The sequence below is a fragment of the Sphingopyxis sp. BSNA05 genome, from assembly GCF_013265645.1.
Lineage (GTDB): Bacteria > Pseudomonadota > Alphaproteobacteria > Sphingomonadales > Sphingomonadaceae > Parasphingorhabdus.
Genome location: NZ_PYIA01000012.1, coordinates 102193 through 115120 on the forward strand (window position 1 = coordinate 102193; position 12928 = coordinate 115120).

The 12928-nt window shown below is 58.8% G+C and carries 11 protein-coding genes and 5 pseudogenes; 14 read left to right on the forward strand and 2 right to left on the reverse strand.

Annotation, left to right across the window (positions count from 1 at the left end):
* Positions 1-37 precede the first annotated feature (37 nt).
* The 5 genes and pseudogenes from C8024_RS01490 to C8024_RS01510 all read left to right on the forward strand — a co-directional run bounded on the left by C8024_RS01490 (position 38) and on the right by C8024_RS01510 (position 5212).
* Positions 38-1977: pseudogene (locus C8024_RS01490) on the forward strand (potassium transporter Kup).
* Between the two features lie 214 nt (positions 1978-2191).
* Complete coding sequence (gene rpiB / locus C8024_RS01495) at positions 2192-2644, forward strand: ribose 5-phosphate isomerase B (RefSeq protein ID WP_173202692.1); 453 nt, start codon at positions 2192-2194, stop codon at positions 2642-2644.
* Positions 2641-3947 (forward strand): annotated as a pseudogene (glyA, locus tag C8024_RS01500) (serine hydroxymethyltransferase). Before rpiB ends, glyA begins: the two are co-directional and overlap by 4 nt.
* 15 nt (positions 3948-3962) lie before the next feature.
* A complete protein-coding gene (nrdR, locus tag C8024_RS01505) occupies positions 3963-4424 on the forward strand; it encodes a transcriptional regulator NrdR (RefSeq protein ID WP_100095202.1) in 462 nt (153 codons plus the stop codon).
* A complete protein-coding gene (locus C8024_RS01510; protein WP_367947088.1) occupies positions 4421-5212 on the forward strand; it encodes an RNA methyltransferase in 792 nt (263 codons plus the stop codon). Before nrdR ends, C8024_RS01510 begins: the two co-directional genes overlap by 4 nt.
* Here the strand turns inward: C8024_RS01510 and C8024_RS22450 are convergent.
* Together C8024_RS22450 and C8024_RS20710 are read right to left on the reverse strand one after the other, a co-directional pair.
* On the reverse strand, positions 5176-5304 hold the full coding sequence (locus C8024_RS22450; RefSeq protein ID WP_302051570.1) for a hypothetical protein: 129 nt from the start codon (positions 5302-5304) through the stop codon (positions 5176-5178). The genes C8024_RS01510 and C8024_RS22450 overlap by 37 nt on opposite strands.
* Positions 5292-5486 carry a chorismate mutase gene (locus C8024_RS20710; protein ID WP_254305456.1) on the reverse strand — a complete coding sequence of 65 codons (195 nt, stop codon included), beginning with the start codon at positions 5484-5486 and terminating at the stop codon, positions 5292-5294. Before C8024_RS20710 ends, C8024_RS22450 begins: the two co-directional genes overlap by 13 nt.
* Positions 5487-5571: 85 nt before the next feature.
* Between C8024_RS20710 and C8024_RS01520 the strand changes: the two genes are divergently transcribed.
* The 9 genes and pseudogenes from C8024_RS01520 to aguB all read left to right on the forward strand — a co-directional run bounded on the left by C8024_RS01520 (position 5572) and on the right by aguB (position 12917).
* The gene (locus tag C8024_RS01520; protein WP_123906358.1) at positions 5572-5841 is read left to right on the forward strand and encodes a hypothetical protein; all 270 of its coding nucleotides are present in this window, start codon (positions 5572-5574) and stop codon (positions 5839-5841) included.
* 201 nt (positions 5842-6042) lie between these two features.
* On the forward strand, positions 6043-6657 hold the full coding sequence (rpsD, locus tag C8024_RS01525; protein ID WP_100095198.1) for a 30S ribosomal protein S4: 615 nt from the start codon (positions 6043-6045) through the stop codon (positions 6655-6657).
* Between the two features lie 191 nt (positions 6658-6848).
* Positions 6849-8523, forward strand: a pseudogene (locus C8024_RS01530) (M28 family metallopeptidase).
* Positions 8524-8538: 15 nt separating this feature from the next.
* Positions 8539-9522 carry an agmatine deiminase family protein gene (locus C8024_RS01535; RefSeq protein WP_173202693.1) on the forward strand — a complete coding sequence of 328 codons (984 nt, stop codon included), beginning with the start codon at positions 8539-8541 and terminating at the stop codon, positions 9520-9522.
* Between the two features lie 78 nt (positions 9523-9600).
* Entirely contained in the window at positions 9601-10053 is a 453-nt protein-coding gene (locus tag C8024_RS20715; protein ID WP_254305457.1) for a hypothetical protein, read from the forward strand.
* Positions 10050-10346 (forward strand): glutamate synthase-related protein, encoded by a 297-nt coding sequence (locus C8024_RS20720; RefSeq protein WP_254305458.1) that lies wholly within the window; start codon positions 10050-10052, stop codon positions 10344-10346. Before C8024_RS20715 ends, C8024_RS20720 begins: the two co-directional genes overlap by 4 nt.
* A pseudogene (locus C8024_RS20725) lies at positions 10277-11118 on the forward strand (glutamate synthase-related protein). Before C8024_RS20720 ends, C8024_RS20725 begins: the two are co-directional and overlap by 70 nt.
* Before the next feature lie 78 nt (positions 11119-11196).
* Positions 11197-12051 (forward strand): class I SAM-dependent methyltransferase, encoded by an 855-nt coding sequence (locus C8024_RS01545; protein ID WP_173202694.1) that lies wholly within the window; start codon positions 11197-11199, stop codon positions 12049-12051.
* Between the two features lie 18 nt (positions 12052-12069).
* Positions 12070-12917: pseudogene (aguB, locus tag C8024_RS01550) on the forward strand (N-carbamoylputrescine amidase).
* Positions 12918-12928: the final 11 nt, after the last annotated feature.

The following is a 12928-nucleotide window of genomic DNA, read 5'->3' on the forward strand; positions in this document are numbered from 1 at the left end:
GTCCAAATTGATCGGGGTACGCCTTAACGGCCAACCAATGTCTGCAGAACCAACCGAAAGCGCAGCAGCGCAAGGCAGCACGGTGCAAACCCATGGCTCGCCCCAGCGCAACACTGCCATTGCAAAACTGGCCGCGGGCGCGATTGGCATCGTGTTCGGCGATATCGGCACGAGTCCGCTCTACGCTTTTCGCGAGACGTTTATCGGAGCCCATCCGCTGGAGCTGGACCGGATCCATGTTCTCGGTGTCGTCAGCCTGATATTCTGGTCGATGACGCTGGTGGTGACGATACAATATGTCAGCATCACCATGCGCGCGGACAACAAGGGGCAGGGCGGCAGCCTTGCGCTGGTTGCGCTGATTTCCGGCGCCATGCGACGATCGAAATATGGTTGGCTGGCGATTTTGCTGGGCGTATTTGCGACGGCGCTGTTCTACGGCGACAGCATGATCACGCCGGCGATTTCGGTGCTCTCGGCGGTCGAGGGTCTGACGGTCGTGCAGCCGGGCCTCGGCCATCTGGTCATTCCGATCGCGCTGACGCTGCTGATCTTCCTGTTTCTGTTGCAGTCTCGCGGGACCGCGAAAATCGGCGCCTTGTTCGCGCCGGTGATGTTCGTCTATTTCACCGTGATCGGCACGTTGGGGATCATCCAGATTGTCCAGCATCCCTCGATTCTGATGGCGTTCAATCCCTGGTATGCGGTCCAGTTTTTCATAACCGATGGTATCAAGGCATTTCTGGCGCTCGGTTCGGTGGTGCTGGCGGTTACCGGTTCGGAAGCGCTGTTTGCCGATATGGGGCATTTTGGCAAAAACCGATGCGCGTCGCCTGGTATGGGTTCGTCATGCCGGCCTTGCTGTGCAATTATTTCGGGCAGGGCGCGATGATCCTCTCGCTCGATGCCGCCGGGGCCGCTGCAGCCATTGAAAGCCCGTTCTTCATCATGGCACCCGAAGTGCTGCGCCTGCCGCTCGTGATATTGGCGACCATGGCGACCTTCATCGCCAGCCAGGCCGTGATATCCGGATCCTTCTCGGTCACCCACCAGGCGATCCAGCTTGGCTTCATTCCCCGCCTGACGATCAAGCATACCAGCGCGTCGGAAGCCGGCCAGATTTACATCCCGTTCGTCAACTGGGCGATCATGATCGCGGTGATCCTGCTGGTGCTGACCTTCCAGAGCTCTAGCAACCTGGCCTCGGCTTACGGAATCGCGGTTACCGGCGCGATGTTCATCGACACCTGCCTGCTGGCCATCGTGATGATCGTGCTGTGGAAATGGAAGCTGTGGATCACCATCCCGTTGCTGGCGGTATTCTTCATCGTCGACGGTGCCTATTTTGCCGCCAACCTGACCAAGGTTCCGGACGGCGGCTGGTTCCCGCTGGCTGTCGGCGGCGTCGCCTTCATCATCCTGACGACCTGGGCCAAAGGGCGCCAGATCATGCGCAAGAATATGGCGGAAGCAGCCATGCCCATCGAAATCTTCACGAAATCGGCCGCCAACAGCGCGACGCGGGTGCCCGGCACGGCCATTTTCATGGCCTCCTCTTCCGCAGGTGTGCCCTCGGCGCTGCTGCACAATATCAAGCATAACAAGGTCATCCACGAGCGGGTTGTGATCCTGACCGTGAATATCAAGGACGTGCCGACCGTGGCGCCGCACAAACGCTGCGAGGTGAAGGATCTGGGTCATGGCTTCTATCGCCTCATCCTCCATTTCGGATTCATGCAGGAAACCGACGTTCCCGAGGCGCTGAAACAGGTCAAGGGCTGCGGCATGGAATTCGACATGATGACCACCAGTTTCTTCCTGTCCCGTCAGACCTTGCTGCCGTCGAAGAAACCGGAAATGATGATCTGGCGCGAAAAACTCTTCGCCTGGCTGCTGCGCAACGCGGCGACCGCGATGGAATTTTTCAAACTGCCCAGCAACCGCGTGGTGGAACTCGGCAGCCAGATGGAAATCTGACGGGCGGACAAGCTGGTATCTTGATGCTATTTCAGGACGTTATTGGACACGGTTAAGGCCGCATATTTTTTCTTCCGGAAAGAGCCCCCGCCCTTCGCAGGGACAGGCTGCTTCGTCACGCTGCGCATGACGCGGCGCGTCAAATATTTGGTGGCCTATCATGGCGCTCTCTACTAAATAGCGGCCATCCCGATTCTAACGACAGGAACAGCCCATGCGCGTTGCCATTGCCTCCGATCACGCCGCCCTCGATATGAAGGCCGTGCTGGTGGACTGGTTGCAGGAGGCAGGCCACGAAGTGAGCGATCTGGGACCGATGACCGCCGACAGCGTGGACTATCCCGATTATGGCTACAAGCTGGCCCAGGAAGTGGCGTCTGGCCGTGTTGAACGCGGCGTGGCGCTGTGCGGATCCGGGATCGGCATTTCGATGGCGGTCAACCGCAATCCGGCCTGTCGCTGTGCGCTGGTCTCCGAAGGCCTTTCGGCGAAACTCTCGCGCGAGCATAATGACGCGAATGTCATCGCCATGGGCGCAAGGCTCGTCGGTATCGAAATCGCGAAAGACTGTCTCGACATCTTTCTGAATACCCCATTTGGCGGCGACCGGCACCAGCGCCGGGTCGATAAATTGTCCGCCCCCCAAGCCCAAGGAGCAAGCGCATGAGCAACGTCGCCGATATTCAGGATATCCGCCAGACCGGTTTCTTCGACTTTTCGGTGGACGAGAGCGATCCGGCGATTGCCGGAGCAATCAACTCGGAACTGGTCCGGCAGCAGAACCAGATCGAGCTGATCGCTTCTGAAAATATTGTCTCCAAGGCGGTTTTGCAGGCACAGGGGTCTGTCTTCACCAACAAATATGCCGAGGGCTATCCCGGCCGCCGCTATTATCAGGGCTGTGCGCCATCGGATGATGTCGAGACGCTGGCAATTGAACGCGCGAAGCAATTGTTCGATTGCGGCTTCGCCAATGTGCAGCCGCATTCGGGCGCGCAGGCCAATGGCGCGGTGATGCTGGCGCTGGTCAAGCCGGGCGATACGATCCTTGGCATGTCGCTCGACGCGGGCGGTCATCTGACCCATGGCGCGAAACCGGCGCAATCGGGCAAATGGTTCAACGCCATCCAATATGGCGTCAATGATGACGACCATCTGATCAATTACGAGGAAGTCGAGGCTCTGGCCAAAGAGCATCAGCCGAAACTGATCATCGCCGGTGGCTCCGCCTATCCGCGTGAAATCGATTTTGCCAAGTTCCGGGCGATCGCCGATGCTGTCGGAGCCATGTTCATGGTCGACATGGCCCATTTCGCCGGACTGGTTGCCGCCGGACTGCACCCCAGTCCGCTGGATCACGCCCATGTCGTTACGACCACCACCCACAAGACCCTGCGCGGGCCGCGTGGTGGCATGATCCTGACCAACGACGAAGCGATTGCCAAGAAGATCAACTCTGCGGTTTTCCCCGGTCTGCAGGGCGGCCCACTGATGCACGTGATTGCGGCCAAGGCGGTTGCCTTTGGCGAAGCGCTGCGTCCGGAGTTCAAAAGCTATTCGGCAGCAGTTATCGAAAATGCCAAGGTCTTGGCGGCCACACTCAAGGAACGCGGCGCCGATGTCGTCGCTGGTGGCACCGACACTCATCTGGCTTTGATCGATCTGTCGCCGCTGGGGATCACCGGGCGTGACGCCGACGAAGCGCTCGAACGGGCCGGCATCACCTGCAACAAGAACAGCATCCCCAACGATCCGCAGCCGCCGATGAAGACCAGCGGTATCCGCGTCGGTTCTCCTGCCGGTACCACGCGTGGTTTCGGTCCGGCGGAATTCCGGATGATCGGCGACATGGTTGCCGACGTGCTCGACGGACTGCGCGAAAAAGGCGAGGGCGGCGACCCTGCCGTCGAAGCGACGTGCGCGAACGGGTGCAGGAGCTTTGCGACCGTTTCCCGATCTACCAGGATTGATCGGAAAGCCAGACCATGCGTTGCCCCTTTTGTGCCCATGACGACAGCCAGGTAAAGGACAGCCGTCCGACCGAGGATAATACCACGATCCGACGCCGGCGTCAGTGCGAGGGCTGCGGCGCGCGGTTCACGACCTTCGAGCGAGTGCAGCTTCGCGAGATCACGGTGGTCAAGAGCGAGGACCGCAAGGAACCTTTTGACCGGTCCAAGATCGACCTTTCGGTTTCGCTGGCTTGCCGCAAACGCGGACTGGCACAGGAACAGATGGACCAGCTTGTCTCCGGCATCCAGCGCCAGCTGGAAACCAGCGGTGAAACCGAGATCCCCTCGCAGAGGATTGGCGAGATGGTGATGGACGGCCTCAAGGCGCTCGACAGCGTCGCCTATATCCGTTTTGCCTCGGTCTACAAGGATTTCACCGAGGCCAAGGATTTCAAAGAATTTGCCGGCAGCGTGAAAGACGTCGGCGGCGCGTGAAAAACCAGCCCGCCATCATCCTGGTGAACCCGCAGCTCGGCCAGAATATCGGAAAAGCGGCGCGGGCCATGCTGAATTTCGGGCTGACCGAGATGCGCATCGTCAAGCCTCGGGACGGCTGGCCCAATCCGGACGCCGGTCCCGCCGCTTCCGGTGCAGACCGGATATTGGAAGACGCCCGGGTCTTTGAGACGACGGCGGAGGCGGTTGCCGACTGCGCTCATGTCTATGCTACGACGGTTCGCAAACGCGGTATGACCAAGACGGTGCTGACCCCCTGGGAAGCCGCAGAAGATATGGCGCAGGCCAGCGGTAAATGTGCGATATTGTTCGGGCCTGAGCGCTCCGGGCTGGAGGTCGTCGATGTCGAACTGGCGCGCAAGATCATCACCGTGCCGATCAATCCCGAGTTCGGCTCGCTCAATCTGGCGCAGGCGGTCATTCTGGTCGCCTATGAAATATCGAAAATCGACAGCACCGCCCATGTCCAGCCGACGCTGGAGAAGAAAAAGGCCGAACCGGCTCCGCAAAAGGAGCTGGATATGTTCTACGAGCATCTCGAACGGGCGCTGGACAAAAACGGCTATTTCTATCCGCCCGAGCGCGCCGTGGCGACCAAAGTCACGCTTCGCAATATGCTGACCAAACCGGCATGGACGGGCGAAGAGGTCAAGACCTGGCGTGGCGTGATTTCTTCACTGGAACGGCCTCCGCGCAAGGATAAAGCCGAAAAAAATAGGCCTGAAAAAGGCTATTTGCGACGCTGGTCCCATTTCTGCATTTCGTAGCTGATCGATGTCTCCACCAGCATTTCCCAGATCGCGGCCATGGTCGGAACCGGTATGGCTGCTTTCTCCGACAGGCTTTTCACGTTCGCCAAAACCTCTGCCTTGCGACCTTCATCCCTGACGCGCCCCGGTCCTGCTTGATTCGCGCCGCCGCGTCCATGCAGGCAAAGCGGAGCCGGAACAGATCGATCAACTCGGCATCAAGTTGATCGACTGCTTCTCGCAATTGCTTCATATCGCGAATTTGATCAATGGTTTCAGTGGTTACTGTCATGGAAGCGCGGATAATTTACTATGATCAAAATGTCGAGCAGGAAGGCGGTTTGAAGTAGCTTTTCTGCGTCGCACTGGTTATATTTGTGACAATATTCAAATTATTCGGAGTTATCATGCTTACATTATTTTTATCCTTGGCATTGGCCGGCGATGCCGCGGCGGCAACCGGCGATGCCCAGTCTGCGAAAGAAGACAAGGTTGTATGTCGTTCTGAAGCCGTCCTTGGTTCGAAGATTCCGGAGCGCATCTGCCGCACCAAACGCGAATGGAAGCAGGTTGAAGAGGAAAATGCCCTTCAGTTGCAGAACCGGTCGAATTACAGCCGCGGAACGCAGAACCGCAACGATCCCTGACAGGATTGCCGGTCGGCTTAATCTTTTCCAGACATTTCCTGAATCACGCGCCTTGACAGATTTAAAGAAATCTGTTCAAGCGCCTCAGCAATTGGCCCCGCACCCCGGTGAAGCGGTGGCCGCATCATGACCTGTTACATGAGAGGTTTTGATGGTGCGCTCCGGGAAGACCAAAGAAACAGCAAATTAGGAGTCATTCATATGACCAAACGTACCAGTTCCAAATATAAGCTCGATCGCCGTATGGGCGAGAATATTTGGGGTCGCCCCAAATCTCCCGTCAATCGTCGCGACTATGGCCCGGGCCAGCACGGTCAGCGCCGCAAGGGCAAGCTGTCCGACTTCGGTATCCAGCTCCGCGCCAAGCAGAAGCTCAAGGGCTATTATGGCGACGTGACGGAAAAGCAGTTCCGCCGCGCCTATAAGGAAGCCGCAGCGATGAAAGGCGATACCAGCCAGAACCTGATCGGCCTGCTCGAACAGCGTCTCGACATGGTTGTCTATCGCGCCAAGTTCACCCCGACCATCTTTGCTGCCCGTCAGCTCGTGAGCCACGGCCACATCCGCGTGAACGGCGTCAAATGCAACGTTGCATCGCGCAAGGTTGTGCCGGGCGACGAGATTTCGCTGAGCGACAAGGCAAAGGAAATGCTGCTGGTTATCGAAGCACAGAGCCTGCCAGAGCGTGACATCCCGGAATATGTAAATCCAGAAGGCACCGACAAGGTAACCTATGTCCGTATCCCGACACTGGACGAAGTGCCTTATCCGGTGACTATGGAACCCAATCTGGTTGTCGAATTCTATTCGCGCTGACTATTTCCAGCCATTTTCAAAAAAAGGCGGCTCGCAACGGCCGCCTTTTTTTTGCCCGGCGTTCCGGTGAAGAGACCTGCGCGGAGCCGGAGCGGATGCGGCGTCTTCAAGGCTTCTTGCCTTGCCGAATATGGTCTGCCATTGAGTGTATAACGATTTTCGGAACTGAGAATTTCAGAAGGAAAAGCATGATGTTGAAACGGTCTCTCTGGGTGCTGTTGGCGCCGTCTCTGGCACTGGCTGGCTGCACGAAGATTGAAGAGGGCGATACGGCAGCAGCGCTGCCCGAAATCGCGGCGCCTGAATTGTCGGTTGAAACGATGAAGTCGATCACCGAGGAGCTTTCCTCCGACGCCTATGAAGGCCGCGCGCTGGTACGCCAGGTGAGGAAAAGACGCTGGCGCTGCTGACCAGCAAATTTGCCGAAGCCGGACTGGAGCCGGGCAATGGCGATAGCTGGTTTCAGGATGTGCCGTTGGTCGGGATTACCGCAAAAACATGTCTCCCCTGAAAATCAGCGGTGGAACGAGCGACCTGTCTTTTGCTTTTGGCAGTGACTATGTCGTTTCGAGCTATCGGGAGCAGCCGAAGATCGATGTTGCCGGCAGCGACATGGTGTTTGTCGGCTATGGCATCAACGCTCCCGAGCGCGGTTGGAACGATTATGCCGGGGTCGATGTCAAAGGCAAGACGGTCGTCATATTGGTGAATGATCCCGATTTCGGTACCGAAAGCCTCGAAGGTGAATTTGGTGGCCGGGCGATGACCTATTACGGGCGCTGGACCTATAAATATGAAGAAGCGGCACGGCAGGGCGCTGCGGCGGCTTTGATCATCCATGATACCGAGCCAGCGGCTTACGGCTGGAATGTTGTCGAATCGAGCTGGACGGGTGAACAATTTTACGCCCAGTCGGCGAACGGCGGCGCGGACCAGACCAAATTGAACGGCTGGATCCAGAAGGATGCGGCAGCCAAGATTATGGCGGCGGCTGGTCAGGATTTGGCCACGCAAATGGCGGCGGCGAAGAAAAAGGGCTTCAAGGCGGTCGATCTGAAGCTGAAAGCATCCGCTTCGCTCGAGAATGACATCAAGAAGACCGACAGCAAGAATGTCGTCGGCATTTTGAAGGGCAAGACCCGTCCCGACGAATATGTGCTCTACACAGCGCATTGGGACCATCTCGGTCGCTGCAAGCCGGCAGCCGATGGTGATGATATCTGCAACGGCGCGGTTGACAATGCTACCGGTACGGCGGCTCTGGTCGCTCTGGCCGAAGCTCATGTGAAGGCCGGTGCGCCGGATCGCAGCATCATCTTCCTGGCTGTGACGGCCGAAGAATCCGGGCTCTTGGGATCCAAATATTATGCTCAAAATCCGATCTATCCGCTCAGCCAGACAGTCGGCGGCGTGAACATGGATGCGTTCGGCATGGCGGGGCCGGCCAAGAATGTGATCGTCGTCGGCAAAGGCAAATCGCAACTCGACCGCTATCTCGAAGCGGCGCTGACCGGCGATGGCCGCGTCGCCGAAGCCGAGCCGACACCGGAGAAGGGCTATTATTATCGCTCCGACCATTTCAGCTTTGCCAAGCTCGGCGTGCCGATGATCTATTTCGAAGGCGGCGAGGATCTGGTCGAGGGTGGCCGGGAAGCCGGGGAAGCCATTTCGAAAGATTATGGCGACAACCGGTATCACGGTCCGAAGGACGAATATGATCCTAACTGGAACTGGGACGGCGTGATGGGCGATCTGAAAGTCTATTATACCGTCGCGCGGATGCTGGCGATGACCGAAGACTGGCCCAACTGGAACGAAGGCGACGAATTCCGCGCTACGCGGGACGAGAGCCGCGCCGGCAACTGATTCCGGACGCCACGCATGACAAGATGGCCCGCAGAGTGGGAACCGCATCAGGCGGTCTGGATCGGCTTTCCCGGTGATCCGGCGGAATGGCCGCAAGGCCGCGATGCCGCGCAACAGGAAGTGGCAGCCTTTGCCAATGCCGTGGCGGACGAGGGTGCCGGCGAGACGGTGGTGCTCGTGTGCCGGGACGCTGCGGACGCGGATATCGCGCGTGGATTGGTTCAGTCCTGTGTGGAAGTGGTCATCGAGCCTTTTGGCGACATCTGGCTGCGCGATACCGCACCGATTTTTGTGCTCGGGCCGGATGGCTTCATCGGGCGCAATTTCGGTTTCAACGGCTGGGGCGGAAAATATGAGATGGCGGGCGATCAGGATATCGGCCAGCGTCTGGCTGGGCGCTTCGGCCTGACCGACAGCGCGCAGGGCTGGATATTGGAAGGCGGAGCGATTGACGGCGACGGCGCCGGCCGTTTGGTCAGCACTGAGCAATGCGTACTCAACGCCAACCGTAACCAAGGTCTGGACAAGGATCAGGTTGGCGCGCGCTTGCGCGAAGCTCTGGCGGTGGAAGATATCTGCTGGTTGGGCGACGGATTGGCCGCCGATCATACCGACGGCCATGTCGACAATCTCGCCCGCTTTGTCACGCCCGGCACGCTGGTTATTCCCGAGGCCGAATCCGCCGCCGATCCGAACGCAGAGATTTTTGACGATGCCGCACAGCGAGCCCAGTCGTCGGGTTTGAAGGTGGTCCGGCTGGCGTCGGCTGGACGTTATGAGGTTGACGGCGACATCGCGCCGGCCAGCTATATGAATTTCTATATCGGCAACAGGGTCGTAGCGGTCCCGCAATATGGGGCGGCGAACGACGCCAGAGCGGTGGAGCAGATCGCGGCGCTTTTTCCGGACCGTAAGGTGATCGGACTGTCCAGCCAGGCGCTGCTGCGCGGCGGCGGCAGTTTTCACTGCATTTCGCAACAGATACCGTTGCCGGCGTAACCCGGCCGGGCGTTCGCCCGAACCTTTGTCAGGGGCGCACAAGCTGCTAGGCTGTCAGGCCTGTTTAGGGGACGATTGATGACCGACGGAATTCTCGGCGTATTGAGCGCACTGACCTATATCTTCATCCTTCTGCTCGGGCTGGGACTGGCCGCTGTGATCGTCCTGTTCATCATCGACATCAACCAGAAGCAGGATGCGGTGCGGCGCAACTATCCGGTCATCGGCCGCTTCCGGCATCTTTTCTCCGAACTGGGCGAATTTTTCCGGCAATATTTTTTCGCCATGGACCGCGAGGAAATGCCTTTCAATCGCGCCGAGCGGGAATGGGTGGAGCGGGCCGGCAAGGGCATCGACAATACGATCGCTTTCGGCTCGACCAAGAGCCTGGATCCCCCCGGCACCGCGATTTTGTCAATGTTCCGTTTCCCACGCTGGAAAGCGATGCGGCGGAAACGACGACCTGCATCATCGGGCCGCACGCGCGACAACCCTATGAAGCCGGATCCTTCTTCAATATTTCCGCGATGAGTTTCGGGGCCTTGTCGGTTCCCGCCATAAGGGCCTTGTCGCACGGGGCGAAACTGGCCGGATGCTGGCTGAACACCGGGGAGGGCGGTCTCTCGCCTTTCCATCTCGAAGGCGGCTGCGACATCATCTTCCAGATCGGCACCGCCAAATATGGCGTGCGCGACCAGGACGCAGCCTCAGCGAGGACAAGCTGCGTGCCATCGCTGCGCACGAACAGGTCCGGATGTTCGAGATCAAGCTGTCGCAAGGCGCCAAGCCCGGCAAGGGCGGCATATTGCCCGGCGAGAAGGTGAACCGCATGATCGCGGAAATCCGCGGCATCACCGAGGGTCAGCCGAGCATCTCGCCCAACCGCCATCCCGAGATCAACAGCGTCGAGGATCTGCTCGATTTCATTCACCGTGTACGTGAAGTGACCGGAAAGCCGACGGGGATCAAGGCGGTGGTTGGCGCCTATGGATGGCTGGAGGAATTGTGCGAGGCGATTCACAAGCGCGGGATCGAGAGCGCGCCGGATTTCTTCACGCTGGACGGCGGAGACGGGGGACCGGCGCCGCTCCCATGCCGCTGATGGACAATGTCGGGCTGCAGCTGAAGGAAAGCCTGCCGATGCTGTCCGACATCTTTCATCGCTACGGCCTGCGCGACCGGATCAGGATCATTGCCTCGGGTAAGCGGATCACGCCGTCGAGCGCAGCCTGGGCGATTTGCGCGGGAGCGGATTTCGTCAACACGGCGCGCGGTTTCATGTTTGCACTCGGCTGTATCCAGTCGCTGAAATGCAACAAGAATACCTGTCCGACCGGCGTTACCACGCATAATCCGCGTCTGCAGCGCGGTCTCGATCCGCAGGACAAGAAAGTCAAAGTGGCCAATTACTGCAAGAATATTGTCCACGAGGTCGAGGTGATCGCGCATAGTTGCGGCGTCGACGAGCCGCGCAAACTGGGCAGGAAGCATGTCCGGATCGTCCAGGACACTGGCAGGTCGGTACCCTATGACGAACTTTATCCGCGACCGGAGGTCTTGCCGCAATACAGGTCCTCTATGGAAACCGCCCCTTAATATATATTGCGTCCTGTCTGACCGCGACTAGGATCAAGGGCAGACAAAAATCCCCGGAAATCTGAGAGGAATGACAAGATGAAGAAATTACTGATGGCAAGTGCCGCGCTGGCAATGCTGGGCGCTGCGGTTCCCGCCACGGCCAAACATCATGAAAAAGACGGCGCCGCGATGACCGACGCAAGTCTCCAGACGGTTCTGAACCATGAGCGCCGCGCTGACGACAAGGCCCGCGATGTCTATCGCCATCCGGCCGATACGCTCGGTTTCTTTGGCGTCAAACCGGATCAGACAGTCGTCGAATATGGTCCTGGCGGCGGCTGGTACACCCGGATATTGGTACCCTATCTGGCCGGCAGCGGTCAGTATATCGCGGTCAACGCGGACAGTGCCAATGCAAGCTTTTCCGACCGTGCCCGCGAGGCGCGGACCAAGGGCTGGCCGGAAAATTTCCCTGAAACTGCAGCAAAATGGACGGGCGTCGAAGCCAAGAAGATACTGGCCTTCGAAAGCGATGAAATGCCCGACGACATGAAGGGCAAGGTCGACCGGATTTTGATCTTCCGGTCGCTGCACGGGATGCTGAACGGCAACCGGGCAGACTCCGAGTTGCGCGCTTTGCGTGACATGCTGGTCGATGACGGCATGGTCGGGATCGTCCAGCACCGCGCCAAGGCCGACGCACCCTATGCCATGTCCAATGGCAGCAAAGGCTATCTAAAGCAGGCATCGGTCGTGGCCCTTTTCGAACTCAACGGTTTCGAGCTGGTCAGCGAGTCCGAAGTCAATGCGAATCCCAAGGATATGTCCGACTATGAGCGCGGCGTCTGGACATTGCCTCCGGTGCTGGCATTAGGCGACGCGGACAAAGCGAAATATCAGGCGATCGGCGAATCCGACCGGATGACATTATTGTTTAAGAAGCGTCCCTAAACCGCTATCAGGGCTGCTATGACCAATTTAAGCGTAGCGGCCCTGCAGCTGTCTCTGGGCGGCGATGAACAGACGAATATTTTTGCCGTCAGCGGCCTCGTTGCCGAGGCGGCGGAAAAGGGCGCGCAGATCATCCTGCCGCCGGAGCTGTTTGCCGGCCCTTATTTCTGCAAGACCGAGGATGAAGCTCTGTTTGCGCTGGCCCAGCCGGTTGGCGAGAGTGCGCCGGTGCTGGCGATGCAGAAGCTTGCGAAACAATATGCTGTGGCGATCCCGGCCAGCTTTTTCGAACGCGACGGGCAGCATTATTATAATAGTCTCGCAATGATTGATCCCAATGGCGAGATCATGGGCGTCTATCGCAAAAGCCATATTCCCGACGGACCCGGTTATGAGGAGAAATTCTACTTCCGCCCGGGCAATTCGGGTTTCAAGGTCTGGGACGTGTTCGGCACCCGGATCGGCGTCGGGATCTGCTGGGACCAATGGTATCCGGAGACCGCGCGGGCTATGGCGCTGATGGGCGCGGAAGTGCTCTTCTATCCCACCGCAATCGGGTCTGAACCCTATGACGCGGATCTCGACACCAGCCGCATGTGGCGCCGGGCGATGCAGGGCCATGCAGTGAGCAACTGCATGCCGGTGATCGCGAGCAACCGCATTGGCGTCGAAGAGGGGCAGGCTTTCTACGGCCACAGTTTCATCACCAATGAATGGGGTGATCTGGTGACCGAATTTGGCTCGCAGGAAACCGGCGTGCTGACGGCATCACTCGATCTGGAACAGGCGCGCAAGCACCGTGCCGGCATGGGGTTTTCAGGGACCGGCGGCCGGAGCTTTATGGGCGGCTGGCGGAGGATGTCTAAGAAAACGCGCC